18 protein-coding genes are annotated in these 17,285 nt (G+C 58.1%); 3 read left to right on the plus strand and 15 right to left on the minus strand.

What is annotated here, in order from left to right; translation table 11 throughout:
* Nucleotides 1-451: 451 nt before the first annotated feature.
* The gene (locus tag AO353_RS01165; protein ID WP_054593312.1) at nt 452-1,306 is read left to right on the plus strand and encodes a c-type cytochrome; all 855 of its coding nucleotides are present in this window, start codon (nt 452-454) and stop codon (nt 1,304-1,306) included.
* A gap of 66 nt (nt 1,307-1,372) precedes the next feature.
* Here AO353_RS01165 and AO353_RS01170 read toward each other — a convergent pair whose 3' ends face one another.
* The 14 genes from AO353_RS01170 to AO353_RS01235 all read right to left on the minus strand — a co-directional run bounded on the left by AO353_RS01170 (nt 1,373) and on the right by AO353_RS01235 (nt 12,853).
* Nucleotides 1,373-2,176 (minus strand): transglutaminase family protein, encoded by an 804-nt coding sequence (locus tag AO353_RS01170; RefSeq protein ID WP_054593313.1) that lies wholly within the window; start codon nt 2,174-2,176, stop codon nt 1,373-1,375.
* Nucleotides 2,173-3,123 carry an alpha-E domain-containing protein gene (locus AO353_RS01175; protein ID WP_054593314.1) on the minus strand — a complete coding sequence of 317 codons (951 nt, stop codon included), beginning with the start codon at nt 3,121-3,123 and terminating at the stop codon, nt 2,173-2,175. Before AO353_RS01175 ends, AO353_RS01170 begins: the two co-directional genes overlap by 4 nt.
* 12 nt (nt 3,124-3,135) lie before the next feature.
* Nucleotides 3,136-4,545: a circularly permuted type 2 ATP-grasp protein gene (locus tag AO353_RS01180; RefSeq protein ID WP_054593315.1), complete on the minus strand. Its 1,410-nt coding sequence runs from the start codon at nt 4,543-4,545 to the stop codon at nt 3,136-3,138.
* 302 nt (nt 4,546-4,847) lie between these two features.
* Complete coding sequence (locus AO353_RS01185) at nt 4,848-5,189, minus strand: ribonuclease E inhibitor RraB (RefSeq protein ID WP_019689386.1); 342 nt, start codon at nt 5,187-5,189, stop codon at nt 4,848-4,850.
* 211 nt (nt 5,190-5,400) lie between these two features.
* A complete protein-coding gene (locus AO353_RS01190; RefSeq protein ID WP_054593316.1) occupies nt 5,401-5,637 on the minus strand; it encodes a hypothetical protein in 237 nt (78 codons plus the stop codon).
* A gap of 137 nt (nt 5,638-5,774) precedes the next feature.
* On the minus strand, nt 5,775-6,380 hold the full coding sequence (locus AO353_RS01195; RefSeq protein ID WP_054593317.1) for an START domain-containing protein: 606 nt from the start codon (nt 6,378-6,380) through the stop codon (nt 5,775-5,777).
* Between the two features lie 41 nt (nt 6,381-6,421).
* On the minus strand, nt 6,422-6,676 hold the full coding sequence (locus AO353_RS01200; RefSeq protein ID WP_054593318.1) for a YkgJ family cysteine cluster protein: 255 nt from the start codon (nt 6,674-6,676) through the stop codon (nt 6,422-6,424).
* A gap of 167 nt (nt 6,677-6,843) precedes the next feature.
* Complete coding sequence (locus AO353_RS01205; RefSeq protein WP_054598149.1) at nt 6,844-7,347, minus strand: hypothetical protein; 504 nt, start codon at nt 7,345-7,347, stop codon at nt 6,844-6,846.
* 91 nt (nt 7,348-7,438) lie between these two features.
* Nucleotides 7,439-8,878, minus strand: a complete 1,440-nt coding sequence (locus tag AO353_RS01210; protein WP_054593319.1) for a PLP-dependent aminotransferase family protein — start codon at nt 8,876-8,878, stop codon at nt 7,439-7,441.
* 212 nt (nt 8,879-9,090) lie between these two features.
* Nucleotides 9,091-9,903: an OmpA family protein gene (locus tag AO353_RS01215; protein WP_054593320.1), complete on the minus strand. Its 813-nt coding sequence runs from the start codon at nt 9,901-9,903 to the stop codon at nt 9,091-9,093.
* Complete coding sequence (locus AO353_RS01220; RefSeq protein WP_054593321.1) at nt 9,900-10,256, minus strand: DUF4398 domain-containing protein; 357 nt, start codon at nt 10,254-10,256, stop codon at nt 9,900-9,902. Before AO353_RS01220 ends, AO353_RS01215 begins: the two co-directional genes overlap by 4 nt.
* A 9-nt stretch (nt 10,257-10,265) precedes the next feature.
* Nucleotides 10,266-11,090 carry a substrate-binding periplasmic protein gene (locus AO353_RS01225; RefSeq protein ID WP_054593322.1) on the minus strand — a complete coding sequence of 275 codons (825 nt, stop codon included), beginning with the start codon at nt 11,088-11,090 and terminating at the stop codon, nt 10,266-10,268.
* Between the two features lie 81 nt (nt 11,091-11,171).
* Nucleotides 11,172-12,101, minus strand: coding sequence for an electron transfer flavoprotein subunit alpha/FixB family protein (locus tag AO353_RS01230; protein WP_054593323.1), 930 nt, complete (start codon nt 12,099-12,101; stop codon nt 11,172-11,174).
* Nucleotides 12,102-12,103: 2 nt separating this feature from the next.
* Complete coding sequence (locus AO353_RS01235; RefSeq protein ID WP_054593324.1) at nt 12,104-12,853, minus strand: electron transfer flavoprotein subunit beta/FixA family protein; 750 nt, start codon at nt 12,851-12,853, stop codon at nt 12,104-12,106.
* 546 nt (nt 12,854-13,399) lie between these two features.
* Here AO353_RS01235 and AO353_RS01240 point away from each other — a divergent pair.
* Nucleotides 13,400-15,064 carry an electron transfer flavoprotein-ubiquinone oxidoreductase gene (locus AO353_RS01240; RefSeq protein WP_054593325.1) on the plus strand — a complete coding sequence of 555 codons (1,665 nt, stop codon included), beginning with the start codon at nt 13,400-13,402 and terminating at the stop codon, nt 15,062-15,064.
* 90 nt (nt 15,065-15,154) lie between these two features.
* On the opposite strand, the gene AO353_RS01245 is transcribed toward AO353_RS01240, so the two are convergent.
* Complete coding sequence (locus AO353_RS01245; protein ID WP_054593326.1) at nt 15,155-16,045, minus strand: AraC family transcriptional regulator; 891 nt, start codon at nt 16,043-16,045, stop codon at nt 15,155-15,157.
* Nucleotides 16,046-16,225: 180 nt separating this feature from the next.
* On the opposite strand from AO353_RS01245, the gene AO353_RS01250 reads away from it, so the two are divergent.
* A complete protein-coding gene (locus tag AO353_RS01250) occupies nt 16,226-17,278 on the plus strand; it encodes an NAD(P)-dependent alcohol dehydrogenase (RefSeq protein ID WP_054593327.1) in 1,053 nt (350 codons plus the stop codon).
* The last annotated feature ends 7 nt before the right edge of the window (nt 17,279-17,285 follow it).

Raw genomic sequence — 17,285 nt, forward strand, 5'->3', positions numbered from 1 at the left:
CAGACGAACGGTAGTCAGCTATCGGATTAATCGATGCAGGTCACGGAACGGTCTAGCAAAAGGCCGGTAAAGCAGCTGGCAGTATGCCTCATAGCTTTTTAGAAGCAGTTTGCTCTTAGTTGATACTAAATGGATCTAAAGCACAGCCTGCGGGGCCCCTAAGGTAAACCTTACGAAGTTGTCGTCGGGTTTTGCCGAGGCGCTCGTGAGAAAGGAATTACAGCGCTTTGCCGTCATGGAGAAATGCAGGCAAGCATTCGACGCTCAGGAAATAACAAAAAAAGGCAAACAGCCATGTTCAAACATTCGAAAGTGCGTCAAGCCGGGCTCATTTTGTTCGCCACTACGCTGCTACTGATTTTGCCGAACCTTACCAAGGTGATCGGATAATCAAGCGTGGTTGTTGACGACGCCTCACTAAAAAACTGACTCGCTCGCTTTCCGGGCCTGCATGTGTGTGCCAACCTTTACGGCATACCTTCGACAGGATGGCGATCACTTGAAAGCTCTACTTTTGCTTGGGGCCTTGCTGCTCTGCACGCCCTCGTATGCCGCACAGCTGGTGCTCGACCTGGGTACCGGCAGCCGAACCTGGAAAACCGAGGAGCTGCTCAAGCATCCTCAGGTTCAGACGATTCAGATCACCGACGATGTTTCCTACAAAAGGAACATGAGTTATCGCGCGGTGCCGCTGGCGGTATTGTTGACTGGCATCAAGGCTGACGACCACTTGCAAGCCGTGGCCCTGGACGGTTTTGCTGCCGAACTGGCTGCCGCACCGTTGCTCAACACGGTGGGTGCACAGGCGTGGCTGGCCATTGAAGACCCGGCCACCCCTTGGCCAGCGCTGGCGGAAGGCAAACCCAGTGCCGGACCTTTTTATCTGGTGTGGACCAACCCTCAGGCTGGCCATATCAGCCCTGAGCAATGGCCATTTCAGGTCGCCAGTATCAAACGCCTGGCGGCGGTCGGCGTACGCTTCCCCGCCCTGCTTCCAGACCCGGCGCTCGCCGCCAATGACCCGGTGAATACGGGCTATGCGTTGTTCCAGAAAAACTGCCTGGCGTGTCACCGCCTGAATGGCGCTGGGGACGCGCAGTTTGGTCCGGACCTGAACATTCCTTTCAGCCCTACCGAGTACTTTGGCGCTGAATTCCTCAAGCGCTATATCCGCGACCCGCAAAGCTTGCGCCAATGGCCACAGGCAAAAATGCCGGGGTTCTCGACACAGGTATTGTCGGATGAGGAACTGACGTTGCTGGTGGGGTATTTGAAGCATATGGCCGGGCGTAAGCAGCAGCCCTGATGGTTTGAGAGGTGCGGCGCCTGAGCGGGCCTCTTCGCGAGCAGGCTCGCGATGAGGGATCCCAAATTACTGCTGTTGCACGGAGATCACCGGCGTCGGCGCGACGAACACCTTGGCGTGCATCTGGTCCCCGCCACCGCCACGACGCATGCCACGTACCGGGCAGGCATCGAGATAGTCGAGGCCTACAGCCAGCTTCAGGTGACGCTCGGGCTTGGCCAGTTCATTGGTGACATCGAAGCTGTACCACGCGTCGTCGAGCCAGGCTTCTGCCCAGGCGTGACTGGCCAGGTGTTCGCTGTTTTCGCTGTACAGATAACCCGACACATACCGCGCTGGAATCCCCAGGCTACGCGTACAGGCAAGAAACGCATGGGCGTGATCCTGACAGACCCCGGCGCGCCCGGCGAACGCTTGAGCGGCGCTGGTGTCGACTTCGGTGGAGCCCGGCGTGTAGGTCATGTGCTGGTTGAGGCCATGCATCAAGTCGATCAACGCTGTGCGATCGCGCCGTTGGTGACATTGCTTCTCGGCGAATGCGCGTAACGCTTCATCCGCCTCGGTCAGTCGAGTGAAACGCAAGAACGGCAGCGCTGACTGGCTCTCATGCTCGGCCTCACGCAACTCATCAATGTCCACCAGCCCTCGTGCGCCGATGATGATCGCCTCATGCGGCTCGTCCATCGTCAGCACATGCAGGATGTTGCCAAACGGATCGAGTTGCGCACGCACTGGCCGTGGCAGGTCGAGCCGCCAGTTCAGTACGTGCTGACGCTCGCTGTCGTGAGGCGTCAATCGCAAATACTGGATACTTGCCCGCACCTGATCTTCATAGTGATAGGTGGTCTCGTGGCTAATGGAAAGTCTCATGCAGCCTCCAGATAGGAACTGTGTATGGCGTTGCCCAACTGGCGCACCAGCGGGATGAACTCGGTCAGCCAGGCGTGCAGGCCTTCGGCGAGGATTTCGTTGATGCCGGTGTATCGCAGCCGCGCATCCACTTCTGCTGCCAGACGTTGCGCTGGACGGCCATTGGTCCCCGGCAGGCTGGCGAGGATCTGGTCGATTTCCTCAGTGCAGGCACGCAGCGAACGCGGTACGTCGGCACGTAGCAGCAACAGCTCAGCGATGTGCCTCGCGCCAGGCGCGTCGCGGTAGATCTCGGTATACGCCTCGAACGACGACAAGGCCCGCAGCAACGCACTCCACTGGTAATACGCGTAGGCCGTACCATCGCTGACCGCCTCGGCCTGATCGCCGGCCATTTCGTAGCGGGCATCGAGCAGGCGCAGCGTGTTGTCGGCCCTTTCAATGAAGGTCCCCAGGCGAATGAAGCGAAAGGCATCGTTGCGCATGATGGTGCCGTAGCACGCGCCCCGGAACAGGTGGGAACGTTCTTTGATCCACTCGCAGAAACGGCTCATGCCATAGCGACTGAGGCCCTGTTCGGCGATACCGCGAATCTCCAGCCAGGTTGCGTTGATGTTTTCCCACATGTCGGCAGTAATCCGCCCACGCACTGCGTGAGCACTGGCCCGCGCGGCGCCGAGACAACTGTAGATACTGGCCGGGTTCGCCGCATCCAGGGCGAAGAAGTGCAGCAAACGCTCGGCATGCAATTGACCGTGGCGCTCAAGGTAATCGTCCAGCGTGCCGGTGATCAGCAAGGGCATCGCCAATTCGTGCAGACCATCGCCGCGCCCATCCTGCGGCATCAATGACAGCGAATAACTGATGTCGAGCATCCGTGCGAGGTTTTCCGCCCGTTCCAGGTAACGCGACATCCAATACAAATCCGAGGCGGTTCTACTTAACATGGCAGGTTTCCTTCAATCCTCGACCACCCAGGTGTCCTTGGTTCCGCCACCCTGGGACGAATTGACCACCAGGGATCCTTCGCGCAGGGCTACACGGGTAAGGCCACCGGGTACGACCCGGGTTTCGCGGCCAGACAGGACAAACGGACGCAAGTCGATGTGCCGCGGCGCGATGCCGTTTTCGACAAACGTCGGGCAGGTCGACAGGGACAACGTCGGTTGGGCGATATACGCGTGGGGCTTGGCCTTGATGCGTGCGCGGAACGCTTCGATTTCGGCGGCGGTGGCCGCGGGCCCGACCAGCATTCCGTAACCACCGGAACCCTGGGTTTCCTTGACCACCAGCTCAGGCAGGTTCGCCAGCACGTGAGAAAGTTCTGACGGGTTGCGACACTGCCAAGTCGGCACGTTCTTCAGGATCGGTTCTTCGTCCAGGTAGAAACGAATCATCTCGGTCACGAACGGATAAACCGACTTGTCGTCCGCGACACCGGTGCCGATGGCATTTGCCAGCACCACATTGCCGGAGCGATAGGACGACAACAGTCCTGGAACGCCGAGCATCGAATCCGGATTGAACGCCAACGGATCGAGGAAAGCATCGTCGAGGCGACGGTAGATCACGTCGACGGCTTTCGGCCCGTCGGTGGTGCGCATGAACACCTTGTCGTCGCGCACGAACAGGTCCGCGCCTTCCACCAGCTCCACGCCCATCTCCCGCGCCAAAAACGCGTGCTCGAAAAACGCACTGTTGAAGCGCCCGGGAGTCAGCACCACGACACTTGGATTGTCCAGTGGGCTGGAGCTTTTCAGCGTGTCGAGCAACAGGTTCGGGTAATGATCGATGGGCGCGATGCGCTGGGCGGCGAACAACTCGGGGAAGAGCCGCATCATCATCTTGCGGTCTTCGAGCATGTAGCTGACGCCACTGGGCGTGCGCAAATTGTCTTCGAGCACGTAGTACGTGCCGTCGCCATCGCGCACCAGATCGACGCCAGAGATGTGCGAATAGATATCGCGGTGCAGATCCAGCCCTTGCATGGCGAGCTGGTATTGCTCGTTGGCCAGCACTTGTTCGGCCGGGATGATGCCGGCCTTGATGATGCGCTGCTCGTGATACAGGTCGGCGAGGAACATGTTCAATGCCTTGACCCGCTGAATACAGCCGCGCTCAACGATCCGCCATTCGCTGACGGGGATGCTGCGGGGAATGGTGTCGAAGGGAATCAGGCGCTCTGTCCCCTGCTCATCACCATAGAGCGTGAAGGTTATCCCGGCACGATGAAATAACAGATCGGCCTCGCGTCGCCGTTGTGCCAAAAGCTCGTCAGGCGTTTCAGCTAACCAACGGGCGAACTCCCGATAGTGCGGGCGGACCAGGCCGCCAGCGTCGTACATTTCATCAAAATAGGTGCGGATCATGCCGTACTCCTTGTCACCCGGACACCTGGACTTCGCAAGGCCCGTGCCAGTGGCATAAACGCTTTACTATCAATCGGTTGGCTAATCACCGAAGACACGCCGCACCAATCCTGTGCAGTAAATGCCCCAACCCGTTCGTCCCCCGCTTCATTGCGAAGCAATGCTCATGGTCAATACCCGCCTAGCCAGAGTTGATTTCACGGCCTGTGTGCGGTTGCGATCCTTTGACTTCTCAATGTCCGAAAACGAAAACGGCCAACCCTGAGGTCAGCCGTTGCTGAGTGTTGTCGCTGTTCATAGTGTTATGCGAGTAGCCCTCGTACCTCCTGCTTGACGCCCCATCCTTCGATAATCCCCCCCAAAGGCTCGACCACCGCCTCAAAGTCCTGTTCAAAGTCACCGATGCCGCCATAAGTGGCGTACATCACCTTGCTCAACTCCAAATGCCAGGCACCGTCATCACGCACGCTGACCTGCGCATTCAAGGACTCACCGCGAAAATGCCCTGCCGCCCTGCGTGCCCGCTCCTCATCCGGAAAAATGGCGTAGAACTCGATGGGATGGAACCGTGAAAAATCAAAACCGCCTTCTTTCATGCGGCGCAGCACACTGCTGCTGATGTCTTCTTGATAGGCTGTGCTCATGAAACGTCCTCCTCAAACTGATGGATAGACTTTCCGTACTCCCTGCGCCCGCAACCGAATGGTGAGGGCGATACGGCAATCAAATTGCCGCCGGGAAACAAGCATGTAGCTGACAAGACCAGACCTTAGCGATCCATTCGCTGATCTCGTTTGCAGAGTAGCCCCAAGTCAGAGTTGCTGCCAAGGCCTGTTTGCGAGTCGCATCAAGTGGTTATGCAATTGGAGTGATACTGAGAATTTCAATGCTGTTCTGATCTTTCAGGCTTTTGACCGTCGGGTCCTCGGTTCGCCCCTCCAGATCATTGAGATCGAGCTCGGCCGGAACAGGGAGGAGTTTTGAGCGAATCAATTGCGCGGCCCGCTCCATCGTGGGTTTTTGTTCGCAATCGAATTGCTCCACGGTCTGCACGCCGTGATCATCTACGAAGGTGACTTCCCACTTTTGCATCGGTGCCTCCTTGGTAAAACCCACAGATGGGCTTACAACATCTCGACCCCGAATACCGGAAAATCGTTCCTCCTGAATCCATCGGTTTGATATGAAAAAGGCCGCCGGTTGGCAGCCTCTTTGCGAAAAGCACGGCATTACTTCTCGGCGCGTGCTTTCAGGGCTTTCAAGGTATTGAAGGGTGCGTCGACCACAAACTTGTTGGCCAGCCAGGACGGCACGCTACCACCTGGTTCGGTGTGAACCTGATAGGTCACTTCGACCTGGTCCGTGCCTTTTGGAACAAGTTTCCAGAAACCCTGGACCTGGGTGACACGAACAAAGCCTTTTTCTTCAGGCAGGTAGGTCGGTACGCCTTCAAGCTTACGCGTCAGGCTGCCATCGGCGCCTTCGACAGTAGTCACGTGCAATACCGAGTCACGCGCAGTCACCGGCCATGGGGTGCTGAACTGCGTGTAGGTCCAGCTTTGATCGCCTTCGTGCTTGAGCAACTTCTGCACCTTGCACTCATGAATCCAGGCACACGCGCCAGGCACGTCTTCCTGAAGCGCACGCAACTTGGCCACGGAGGTCTTCATTACGGTCACACCGCGGTAGGCCTTGTACTGAGACCCGGCGACTTCACTCAGGGAAACCTTGATTCCGTCCTCATCCTTGGCAGTTTTCCAGTCTTCGGCCTGGGCTGTCGTGGCCAACAGAACGGTCAAGCCACACAACACAGCGATACGATGCAGCGAACCCATAGTCTTATTCCTTATTGTTGAAGTTCCGTTCGTTGAACACACTACGCCGCGGTCATTTGCTCCCACCAACCGATCAACTTGATGGCCTCTTCCCGGCTGTTGCCACACACCTCGACATCCGCTTGAAACGCACCACAGACCGCCGGCCGTTCAGGCTCGCCGAAAATACGGCACAGATTATCGACAGACAGTTGCACACAACGTTCTCCCGCCGCTTTGCCGTTTGGCATGCCGGGGATGGGTGTGCTGATGGAAGGGGCAATGCAACAGGCGCCACAGCCTTCACGGCAGTTCATGACGACACGCTCCTCGCGACGGGTAATGTGTTGGATAACGTGGACTAGAGTACCCGCTAAAACAGCCGTTTGAAATTGGCCAGATAGAGGTTTTTCGCTCAAACACGCGTGACTAACCAGTCTCCGACCAAGCGTCAGGTGCGCGGGTCACAGAGCAATGTGCGATTTTACTGCTTAAACTGGAATTCCAGTGCCGCACCGTCGACCTCTCGGTGCTCTTCCTTGCGCATTTGCAACTGCATTTCGTTACTGAGCAGGCGACCGTTAAGCTGGAACGGGCTGTCAGCCTTGGTTTTTTCACCAAACATGGGCGGCAGCAAAGGGGCATGTTTGACTAGCGGAACAGCGCCAACAGGTTGTAACTGCTTAACCATGTCCGGCGGCAGGCTCAAATCCAGCTTGGCCGGAGGCAAGTACGTGGTTCTGACCACCTCGCTCGCGGATTTTGATTTTGAAGCAATGGGTGGGCGTTTCTTTTGTGACTTCGGCTTCTTTACTGCTTCGGCCTTTTTGGCTGGTATGTGTTTTTTTGTCGGCACAACGGGCTTTGCCTTCACCTCAGAAATGCTGATACCCCCTTTATCCGGGGCGGCCGCAGCCATTGCGCTACCCGGCATGAAGACACTCAAGAGGCACGCCAACACCAAACCAGCAGGAAAAATCGCTTTCATGAACACTACAGCGCTAACGGCAGAGGGCCATATGCTCGCTTGTTGTAAGGCTCCTGACAAGCTCGCATAGCAATCCAGCCCCTGGTGCACATCAAAAACCGCCAGCCGTCTCCTGACAAAGCTGAGTGGCCAGCATCCCGAGTGTCATCAGCGCCCGCTCGGCCTCACGATTCCACGGCGTGCCGCAGTTCAAGCGAATGCAGTGATTGAATTGTTCGGTGTTACTGAAAATCAGCCCCGGCGCGATACTGATGCCCTGCTGCAACGCACGGACATGCAGTTCCTGCGTATTGACCCGCCCCGGCAGGCTGACCCATAGAATGAAGCCACCCGTGGGCCGGGTTATCTGAGTTCCCTCAGGGAAATACTGCTGTACCGCCAACTGGAAGGCGCTGAGGTTCTTGCGGTATTCCTGGCGAATGTAGCGCAAATGACGATCGTAGCCGCCGTTCTCCAGATAGGCTGCGATCCCCATCTGCGTCACGCTGCACGCCGAATGGGTGCTGAAGGTCTGCAGCCGCTGGATTTCCTGCTGGTACTTGCCGGCAATCATCCAGCCGATGCGCACACCGGGTGACAGGGTCTTGGAGAAACTTGAGCAATAGATGACCCGATCCAGCCGGTCATAGGCTTTCAGCGATTTGGTGCGGCCTTGCTCGAACATCAGTTCGCCGTAAATATCGTCTTCGACCACTTGGATATCGAAGTCCGAAGCCAGACGCAGCAGCTGTTTTTGCCGCTCTTCCGGCATGGTGCCACCCAGCGGGTTGCTCAGGCGCGTGGTCAGCACCAACGCCTTGATCGACCACTGGTTGGCGGCCAGTTGCAAGGCTTCCAGGCTCATGCCCGTCGCCGGGTCACTGGGGATCTCGATGACTTTCAAACCCAACAAATCGGCAAGCTGCAACAAGCCGTAGTAGGTCGGCGACTCAGCCGCGATCAGATCGCCGGGGCGCGTCAGGACGCGCAACGACATTTGCAGCGCATCGACGCAACCATGGGTGATGACCACTTCCGATGGGTCGACCACTACACCGGCATCACGCATACGGATCGCCACCTGGCGACGCAACGGTTCAAAACCCGGACTGAACATGTAACTGAACGCCCGCGGGCTGTGAAACCGCGTGACCTTGGCCAATTGCTGGTGCAGTGCCCGTACCGGTAGATAGTCGACACTGGGCACCGCAGCGCCTAGCGGGAACACCCCTTCGCGACGCGACTCGACCAACACTTGCTGAATGATACTGCTGCGCGTGACCAGGCCGGGACGTTCGACACGCGCGATATCCGGCGTCGGCGCGGTCAGTGCCGGGGTCTGGTGGACGTAGTAACCCGACTGCGGGCGTGCGCGAATCAGCCCCTGATCTTCGAGGTTGGCATATGCCTGAAGCACCGTCGCGTGGCTGACATTGAGCTGCGAGCTCATTTTGCGCACAGAAGGTACGCGCTCGCCGGGCTGATAGACACCACGCCGGATATCCTCAGCCAATTGCTGAGCGATTCGTTGATAGAGCAAGAGATTGGTCATGACGCAGCACTCGATTTCACGGGCATTTTATTCTTGTGTGAAACATTACCGGAACAGTTTAGAAGTGTACTGGGACAGTTGCCACAATAGTCGACCGTACAGTGCAGTGACAGCAAAAACTGTACTGCTTTTATGGATATGGCGCGATCCAATTCGCAGGCAAAAAAAACCCGGCACCGCTGAGGGGGCCGGGTTTTCCAGTAACGCTGACCTTAGCGGGCAGCGCCGAGCTGGCCTTTTTCGTCGGAGAACACAATTTCGACCCGGCGGTTCTGCGCACGCCCCCGCTCGGAAGCGTTGGCCTCTACCGGGTATTCATCGCCGTAGCCTTCGACTTGAATGCGCTTATCTTCGATCCCCAGATCTATCAGCATGTCCGCCACCGACTGGGCGCGATCGCGAGACAGCTTCAGGTTGTCCTGCTTGCCGCCGGTGTTGTCGGCATAACCTTCGATACGCACCACGCGCTTGGGGTTGAGCTGCAGAAACTGGACAATTTTCAATACGGTGCGATTTGCCGAGTTTTTCAGCTCAGCTTCACCGGTGTCGAACAGCACATCTCCCAGGGTCATGACCAGACCGCGATCAGTCTGGGTCGTAGCCAGGTTGATGATTTGCTCTTCCAGCCATTTACCCTGTTGTTGCACGCTGAGCAGTTTGTTCTCGCGCAACGCCAACTGCAGGCGCTGACGCTCCAGCTCAAGCTTGGCCCCACGTTCGTCATTCAGCGCTTGCTCGGTGTGCTGACGGGCAATTTCGCTGTAACGCTGACTCAGGTAAGCGTAATGCTTAACATCCGGGCCGCTGCCCCAGTAGGTCGACAGGCGATCAGCCCTGGCAAGCGACTCACCCGCCCGAATCACGTCCTTGGGCGCGATGCGCAGCACATTCGAATCTTCCTTGACCTTCTGAAAGTCAGCGCTGGCTTGTTGCAATGCCGCCGCACTGTGTTGACCTGCGCAGCCGGCAAGCCCTGCGCAACCCACCAGCAGCAATCCGCCCAGAATGGTGTTTTTCAGGCTCATTGGGCATCTCCCAGTTGCTTGCGCAGGCGAGTAATGCGGGTGTTGAGCACGTTCAGCTTTTCCTGACTTTTCACTGTCAGAACCTTGGCCTCGGCCAGACGCGCGTCCAGTTCTGCCTGTTCGGCCTGCATCCGCGCATCCTTGAAGGCTTGAGTGGTCATGTCGGCCTTAGCCTGAGCAAACTTGCCTTCAGCGAGTTTCAGCTCTGGCACGTCTTCAGTCGTTGCCCCGACAGCGGCGGCCTGTTCCAGGGCCCGTTCGGTCAAACGCAATTGTTCATTCGGCGCCGGATCGGCAGCACAACCCGCCAGGGCCATAACGGCCAGGGCAGCGAAAAGAGGTCGAAGAGTCACTAAAAATCCCTACTGTTTTGGGGTGCTGACGGGTTGCTGCAAGTGTGCTTTCCAGCGCTCCAGATTGCGCTGCAGCACGGCCTCCGTCAGGCCGGACGCGGGCAATTCTGTCATCTTTTTCGACAGCTGTCCGCGTAACCATGGATCGTTGCAGGCAGAGTTGCGGGAAATGGCAAGGAACAGCCCCGGTCGGTCGATCGGTTGCGGATACGCTTGCACATCGTTGGCCATGCCCAATGTCTGCGCCATGGCTATCCCGGTATAACGCCCGGCGAGCACATAGTCCGCGTCACCCAGCAGCAACTTCTGAAAAGCCTGTGTCAGGTTCGGCAGACTCATCAAGGTCAATTGCTCTTGTGCGTAGGCCTCGAACGGTTGTGTCAAACGAGCCTTTGCCGAGACTGCGCCAACATGCCCACGCAAATCCTGCGCCTCGTTGTAGACCCATGCCGAGCCCTTGCGGGTCCAGACCAGGTAGTCGTTTTCCAGCAATGGCGGCTGGATGTAGTCCAGTGATTCGAGTTGATTGTCCATCAGAGGCGCGTCGGCCAGCATGTCGATACGCCCGCTACGCACTTCATCCAACGCTTGAGATCGATTGCCGGCGTACAGCAACTCGACCTTGATTCCCAACTCCCCCGCCATCTGCTGCAACAAGTCGGCGCTGGTACCGATCAAGTGCGTCGGGTCTTTCGGGTCTTGCCACAGATACGGTGGTGCATCCGGACTGCCGGTCACCACCAGACGCTCGCATTTGCCCGCAGCGACTGACAGCAAGGGCAAAGCCGACAGGCTCAGCAGCACCCACAAGCCGCTCCAGCGACGCAAATCCATGGCGAATTTCCCCACCCTCAAATCGCAGACAATAAAAAACCCGGCCAAAAGGCCGGGCTCTTTATAAGTCAAGCCGCTGGATTAGACCAGCTTCTCAAACTCGGGGATGGCTTCGAACAAGTCCGCTACCAGGCCGTAATCGGCCACCTGGAAGATCGGCGCTTCTTCGTCCTTGTTGATCGCAACGATCACTTTGGAATCTTTCATGCCGGCCAGGTGCTGGATCGCGCCGGAGATACCGACGGCGATGTACAGCTGTGGCGCAACGATCTTGCCGGTCTGACCGACCTGCATGTCGTTGGGCACGAAACCTGCGTCGACCGCGGCGCGGGAAGCGCCAACAGCAGCGCCCAGCTTGTCGGCCAGGGCGTACAGGTGCTTGAAGTTGTCGCCGTTCTGCATGCCGCGACCGCCGGAAACGACGATCTTGGCAGCGGTCAGTTCCGGACGATCGGACTTGGCCAGTTCTTCGCCAACGAAGCTGGAAGTGCCAGCGTCGTGAGCAGCCGCAACTGCTTCAACGGCAGCCGAACCACCTTCGGCGGCAACCGGATCGAAACCGGTAGCACGCACGGTGATGACTTTTACCGCAGCGTTGGACTGAACGGTCGCGATGGCGTTGCCGGCATAGATTGGGCGCTTGAAGGTGTCAGCGCTTTCAACCGAGATGATCTCGGAGATCTGGTCAACGTCCAGCTGAGCGGCAACGCGCGGCAGGATGTTTTTACCGTTGGAGGTGGCAGCAGCCAGGATGTGGCTGTAGCCCTTGCCCAACTCTGCTACCAGCGGTGCAACGTTTTCTGGCAGTTGGTGTGCGTAGGCAGCGTTATCGGCGACCAGCACTTTGGCCACGCCAGCGATTTTCGCGGCAGCTTCAGCTACAGCGCCAACGCCCTGACCGGCAACCAGAACGTGGATGTCACCACCGATTTTGGCGGCAGCCGCCACGGTGTTCAGCGTGGCCGGGGCCACTACTTTGTTGTCGTGTTCGGCGATTACCAAGATAGTCATGATCAGATTACCTTCGCTTCGTTTTTCAGTTTCTCGACCAGTTCAGCCACCGACTTGACCTTGATGCCTGCGCTGCGTGCAGCCGGCGCTTCGACTTTCAGGGTTTTGTTGGTAGAGGCGGTGGAAACGCCCAAAGCGTCAGGAGTCAGCACTTCAAGCGGCTTCTTCTTGGCTTTCATGATGTTTGGCAGGGTCGCATAGCGCGGCTCGTTCAAACGCAGGTCGGTGGTGACGATGGCCGGCAGTTTCAGCGAAACCGTCTGTGCACCGCCGTCGATTTCGCGGGTCACGGCAACTTTGTCGCCAGTGACTTCGACTTTCGAAGCGAAAGTGCCCTGACCGTAACCGCTCAGTGCCGCGAGCATCTGGCCAGTCTGGTTGTTGTCGCTGTCGATGGCTTGTTTGCCAAGGATCACCAACGAAGGCTGTTCCTTGTCGACAACAGCCTTGAGCAGCTTGGCAACGGCCAGCGAAGTCAGGTCTTCGGCGGATTCGACGAGGATGGCGCGGTCGGCACCCAGAGCCAGCGCGGTGCGCAGTTGCTCTTGAGCGGTGGACGGGCCGATGGAGACGACGACGATTTCAGTCGCAACACCTTTCTCTTTCAGGCGTACGGCTTCTTCCACTGCGATTTCGCAGAAAGGGTTCATCGACATCTTGACGTTAGCGAGATCGACGCCGGAGTTGTCCGCTTTGACGCGAACCTTGACGTTATAGTCGACCACTCGTTTGACAGCTACAAGAACCTTCATGGATTCCTCGTTACTCTCCGGTGAAAAGAAAGTCGCCTAGGCGAACCTGGCGGTTGATGCTCATCGGGCACAAGGGCACCTCTAAAAACGCCGGCATTTGTACTGGGTGACCCAGCTCACGAAGCGTAATGACCGTTCGTCAGTGGTGACTAACGAGTCATTCTTTGTCGCGACGTGTAAACTTCGCGCCAAACCTGTGCTGCGCGTCACCTTGTACCGCCTTCGCCCTGTCTTTAGAGGTGCTCTTGAAACCAACAGTCAGCCTACGGCGAGCGCAAAACCGCCCGTATCTTGACCGGAACACCTATTCCGGTCAATACGCCAAAATGGCCAGTCATAAGCCGCGCTTCTTTGATTTCTCTGGGCTGGAGCAAATTCAAACAAACGTTTGTATTGGACGCTAAGAGTGGTGTAGATATAATGCGCCGCCTAGAGAGAAAGGTGGCTCATCGATTGTCCTCTCCCAGCGTTGTGCAGGGATTCATGGATGCGACACCAAACCTCCAATTAGAAAAAAACTGTTGAGCCTTGAGTAGGAGATAACCTGTGGAACGCGAATACATGGAATTCGACGTGGTCATCGTCGGTGCCGGCCCCGCTGGTCTTTCCGCCGCCTGCCGATTGAAGCAGAAGGCCGCCGAAGCCGGTAAGGAAATTAGCGTCTGCGTGGTCGAAAAAGGCTCCGAAGTCGGCGCTCACATTCTGTCTGGTGCGGTGTTCGAACCTCGGGCGCTGAACGAACTGTTCCCGGACTGGAAAGAACTCGGCGCACCGCTGAACACTCCGGTCACTCGCGATGACATTTTCGTTCTGAAAAACGCCGATGGCGCAATCAAGATTCCAGACCTCTTTGTGCCCAAGACCATGCACAACGAAGGCAACTACATCATCTCCCTGGGCAACCTGTGCCGCTGGCTGGCTCAGCAGGCCGAGAACCTGGGCGTAGAGATCTACCCGGGCTTCGCCGCTCAGGAAGCACTGTTCGACGAAAACGGCGTGGTTCGCGGGATCATCACCGGCGACCTTGGCGTTGACCGTGAAGGTAATCCGAAAGAAGGCCTGTACACCCCAGGCATGGAGTTGCGTGGCAAGTACACGCTGTTCGCCGAAGGCTGCCGTGGCCACATCGGCAAGCAACTGATCAAGCGCTTCAACCTCGACACCGATGCCGACGCCCAGCACTACGGCATTGGCCTGAAAGAAATCTGGGAAATCGATCCGGCCAACCATCAGCCAGGCCTGGTGGTGCACACCGCCGGTTGGCCGCTGGACATCATGGGCACCGAAAACACCGGCGGCTCGTTCCTCTATCACCTGGAAAACAACCAGGTTGTAGTCGGCCTTATCGTCGACCTGTCCTACAGCAACACTTACCTGTCGCCGTTCGACGAGTTCCAGCGCCTCAAGCATCACCCGGTGCTCAAGCAGTACCTGGAAGGCGGCAAGCGCATCAGCTACGGTGCGCGCGCGATCTGCAAAGGTGGCCTGAACTCGCTGCCGAAGATGGTCTTCAAGGGCGGCGCACTGATCGGTTGCGACCTCGGCACCCTGAACTTCGCCAAGATCAAAGGCAGCCACACCGCCATGAAGTCCGGCATGCTCGCCGCTGACGCCGTGGCCGACGCCCTCTTCGCAGGTTCCGAAGGCGCTGATGAACTGAACAGCTACGTTGAATCGTTCAAAGCCAGCTGGCTTTACGAAGAACTGTTCGCCAGCCGCAACTTCGGCCCGGCGATCCACAAGTACGGCGCTATCGTCGGCGGTGGTTTCAACTGGCTCGACCAGAACATCTTCGGCGGCAAACTGCCGTTCACCTTGCACGACACCAAGCCGGACTACGCCTGCCTCAAGCTCGCGGCCGACAGCAAGAAGATCGACTACCCGAAACCGGACGGCAAACTCAGCTTCGACAAGCTCAGCTCGGTGTTCATCTCCGGTACCAACCACGAAGAAGAACAACCTTGCCACTTGAAGCTGGCCGACGCGAGCATCCCGATCAGCAAGAACCTGCCGCTGTACGATGAGCCCGCTCAACGCTACTGCCCGGCTGGCGTGTATGAAGTGATCACCAAGGAAGACGGCGAGAAGCGCTTCCAGATCAACGCCCAGAACTGCGTGCACTGCAAGACCTGCGACATCAAGGACCCTGCGCAGAACATCACCTGGGTAACGCCGGAAGGCTCTGGCGGCCCGACTTACCCGAACATGTAAGTCAAATTGCCAAACATCAAGGCTCCCGAAATGGGGGCCTTTTTGTTGCCCGGAGAAAACGACACCGCCCTCTGTAACTGCGACTGAAATCTAAGCCACCCGTTCGTCCCCCGGATTACGCTCGAAGTAGCGCTTATACTCGCGACTGAACTGCGACGTGCTCTGATAACCCACCCGATGCGCAACCTGCGCCACCCCCAGCCCTTCCGACAGCAACAACTGCTGCGCCTTGAGCAATCGCAAGCGCTTCAAATACTGCACTGGCGACAACAAGGTGCTGCGCTTGAAATGCTCATGAAAGGTCGACGTACTCATGTTCGCGCAACTGGCCAACGTCTCGACGTTCAGCGGCTCGGTGAAGTGCGCATGCAAATGACTCAAGGACGCCGCAATCCGGGCAAATTGTCCCTGTTGCTCGACCAACGCCCGCAGCACATCAGCCTGCGGACCGCGCAACGCCACGAACAACAACTCACGCAACCGCGCCGGCCCCATGACCTGACATTCCAGCGGATCGTGCAGGCAGTGCAACAAGCGCTCGACACAGCCACGCATGCCGTCATCGAGTACCGCCGAGGTCATGGATTCGGGTGTTTGCGCAGGCGTATTGCGCCCATGCACCAACCCCATGGCCAACACCAGTTCGCCCAAAAGCGCGCGGTCGATGGCAATCGAAACCCCGAGCAATGGCGCATCAGCCATGGCAAAGGTTTCGCATTCGAACGGCACCGGCAGTGCCTGAATCAGGTAATGCCCGGCACCGTATTCCAGCGTACGCGCGCCCAGATAGGCGACTTTGCTGCCTTGGGCAATGATCATCAGGCTCGGCTCATAGATCTGCGGGCCACGCGCCACATCGCAACTGGCTCTGAGTACGTGCACGCCGGGCAAGCGTGTCGGCACGAAACCATCACGGGTCGCCAACGGCTGAATCAGCCCAACCAGCGCGGCATTGGCATCGAGATGACGAGTTAACAACATGGCAAAAACTTCGCGAAAAAAGGGATGAAAGCATCATCGCAGGTCTGAGCGCCAATGCGACCGCTCCACCGAAGATGCCGGAGGAATAGGCATAAGACGCGGAGGAATCGTCATGGCCGGTGAGGCGGACGGCGCGGAAAATCCCCCACCTCACCCGTCACTGCTTTTGCGAGGTTCACCATGTACACCGCCATCGGTTACGCCGCCCAGTCGGCCACCACTCCCCTCGCCCCGATGACCTTCGAACGTCGCAGCCCGCGTGCCGACGACGTAGCGATCGAGATTCTCTACTGCGGCGTCTGCCACTCCGACATCCACCAGGCCCGCAACGAATGGGGCATCGCTGTTTACCCATTGATGCCCGGCCACGAAATTGTCGGCAAAGTCACCGCCATCGGCACCAATGTCACCGCCCATAAGGTGGGTGATCTGGTCGGCGTCGGCTGCATGGTCGACTCGTGCCGCCACTGCGAAGCCTGCCATGCCGACCTCGAGCAATATTGCCTCGAAGGTCCGACCCTGACCTACGCGACCCCGGACCGGGTCGACGGCAGCAACACCATGGGCGGTTACTCGGATAGCATCGTGGTCAGCGAGCACTTCGTCGTACGTATCCCCGAGAAACTCGACCCGGCCAGCGCCGCACCGATCCTCTGTGCGGGAATCACCACCTACTCGCCGCTCAAACACTATGGCGTGAAAGCCGGCGACAAAGTCGGGATTCTCGGCATGGGCGGCCTCGGTCACATGGGCATCAAGTTTGCCAAAGCCATGGGCGCTGAAGTGACGTTGTTCACCCGTTCGGCGAGCAAGGCCGAAGAAGGTCGCCGCCAGGGTGCGGACCACGTGATCGTCTCCACCGACGCTGAACAGATGAAGGCCGCTGCAGGACAGTTCAACTTTTTGCTCGACACCATTCCGGTGCAGCACGATCTCAACCCGTACCTCGATACGCTGCGCTTCGACGGCGTGCACATCCTGGTCGGCCTGATCGAGCCGATTGACCCGCCCGTCCACGCCGCCAAACTGGTGCTGGGTCGTCGGGTGCTGGCCGGTTCGTTGATCGGGGGTATTGCAGAAACCCAGGAAGTGCTGGATTTCTGCGCCGAGCACAACATCACCTGCGACATCGAAATGCTCGACATCCGCCAGATCAACGAGGCTTACAGCCGCATGATCGCCGGTGACGTGAAGTACCGCTTCGTCATCGACATGGCAACCTTGAAAGTCTGAGTCAGGC

Source organism: Pseudomonas fluorescens (genome assembly GCF_001307155.1).
In the GTDB taxonomy this organism is placed as follows: domain Bacteria; phylum Pseudomonadota; class Gammaproteobacteria; order Pseudomonadales; family Pseudomonadaceae; genus Aquipseudomonas; species Aquipseudomonas helvetica.

Bases quoted from the DNA above. Each gene is read 5' to 3' on its own strand.
- AO353_RS01165 (WP_054593312.1), top strand. From the start codon at position 452: ATGTGTGTGCCAACCTTTACGGCATACCTTCGACAGGATGGCGATCAC.
- AO353_RS01210 (WP_054593319.1), bottom strand. From the start codon at position 8,878: ATGACCAATCTCTTGCTCTATCAACGAATCGCTCAGCAATTGGCTGAG.
- AO353_RS01250 (WP_054593327.1), top strand. From the start codon at position 16,226: ATGTACACCGCCATCGGTTACGCCGCCCAGTCGGCCACCACTCCCCTC.
- AO353_RS01230 (WP_054593323.1), bottom strand. From the start codon at position 12,101: ATGACTATCTTGGTAATCGCCGAACACGACAACAAAGTAGTGGCCCCG.
- AO353_RS01245 (WP_054593326.1), bottom strand. From the start codon at position 16,045: ATGTTGTTAACTCGTCATCTCGATGCCAATGCCGCGCTGGTTGGGCTG.
- AO353_RS01205 (WP_054598149.1), bottom strand. From the start codon at position 7,347: ATGAAAGCGATTTTTCCTGCTGGTTTGGTGTTGGCGTGCCTCTTGAGT.
- AO353_RS01235 (WP_054593324.1), bottom strand. From the start codon at position 12,853: ATGAAGGTTCTTGTAGCTGTCAAACGAGTGGTCGACTATAACGTCAAG.
- AO353_RS01195 (WP_054593317.1), bottom strand. From the start codon at position 6,380: ATGGGTTCGCTGCATCGTATCGCTGTGTTGTGTGGCTTGACCGTTCTG.
- AO353_RS01215 (WP_054593320.1), bottom strand. From the start codon at position 9,903: ATGAGCCTGAAAAACACCATTCTGGGCGGATTGCTGCTGGTGGGTTGC.
- AO353_RS01225 (WP_054593322.1), bottom strand. From the start codon at position 11,090: ATGGATTTGCGTCGCTGGAGCGGCTTGTGGGTGCTGCTGAGCCTGTCG.
- AO353_RS01180 (WP_054593315.1), bottom strand. From the start codon at position 4,545: ATGATCCGCACCTATTTTGATGAAATGTACGACGCTGGCGGCCTGGTC.
- AO353_RS01190 (WP_054593316.1), bottom strand. From the start codon at position 5,637: ATGCAAAAGTGGGAAGTCACCTTCGTAGATGATCACGGCGTGCAGACC.
- AO353_RS01175 (WP_054593314.1), bottom strand. From the start codon at position 3,123: ATGTTAAGTAGAACCGCCTCGGATTTGTATTGGATGTCGCGTTACCTG.
- AO353_RS01185 (WP_019689386.1), bottom strand. From the start codon at position 5,189: ATGAGCACAGCCTATCAAGAAGACATCAGCAGCAGTGTGCTGCGCCGC.
- AO353_RS01170 (WP_054593313.1), bottom strand. From the start codon at position 2,176: ATGAGACTTTCCATTAGCCACGAGACCACCTATCACTATGAAGATCAG.
- AO353_RS01200 (WP_054593318.1), bottom strand. From the start codon at position 6,676: ATGAACTGCCGTGAAGGCTGTGGCGCCTGTTGCATTGCCCCTTCCATC.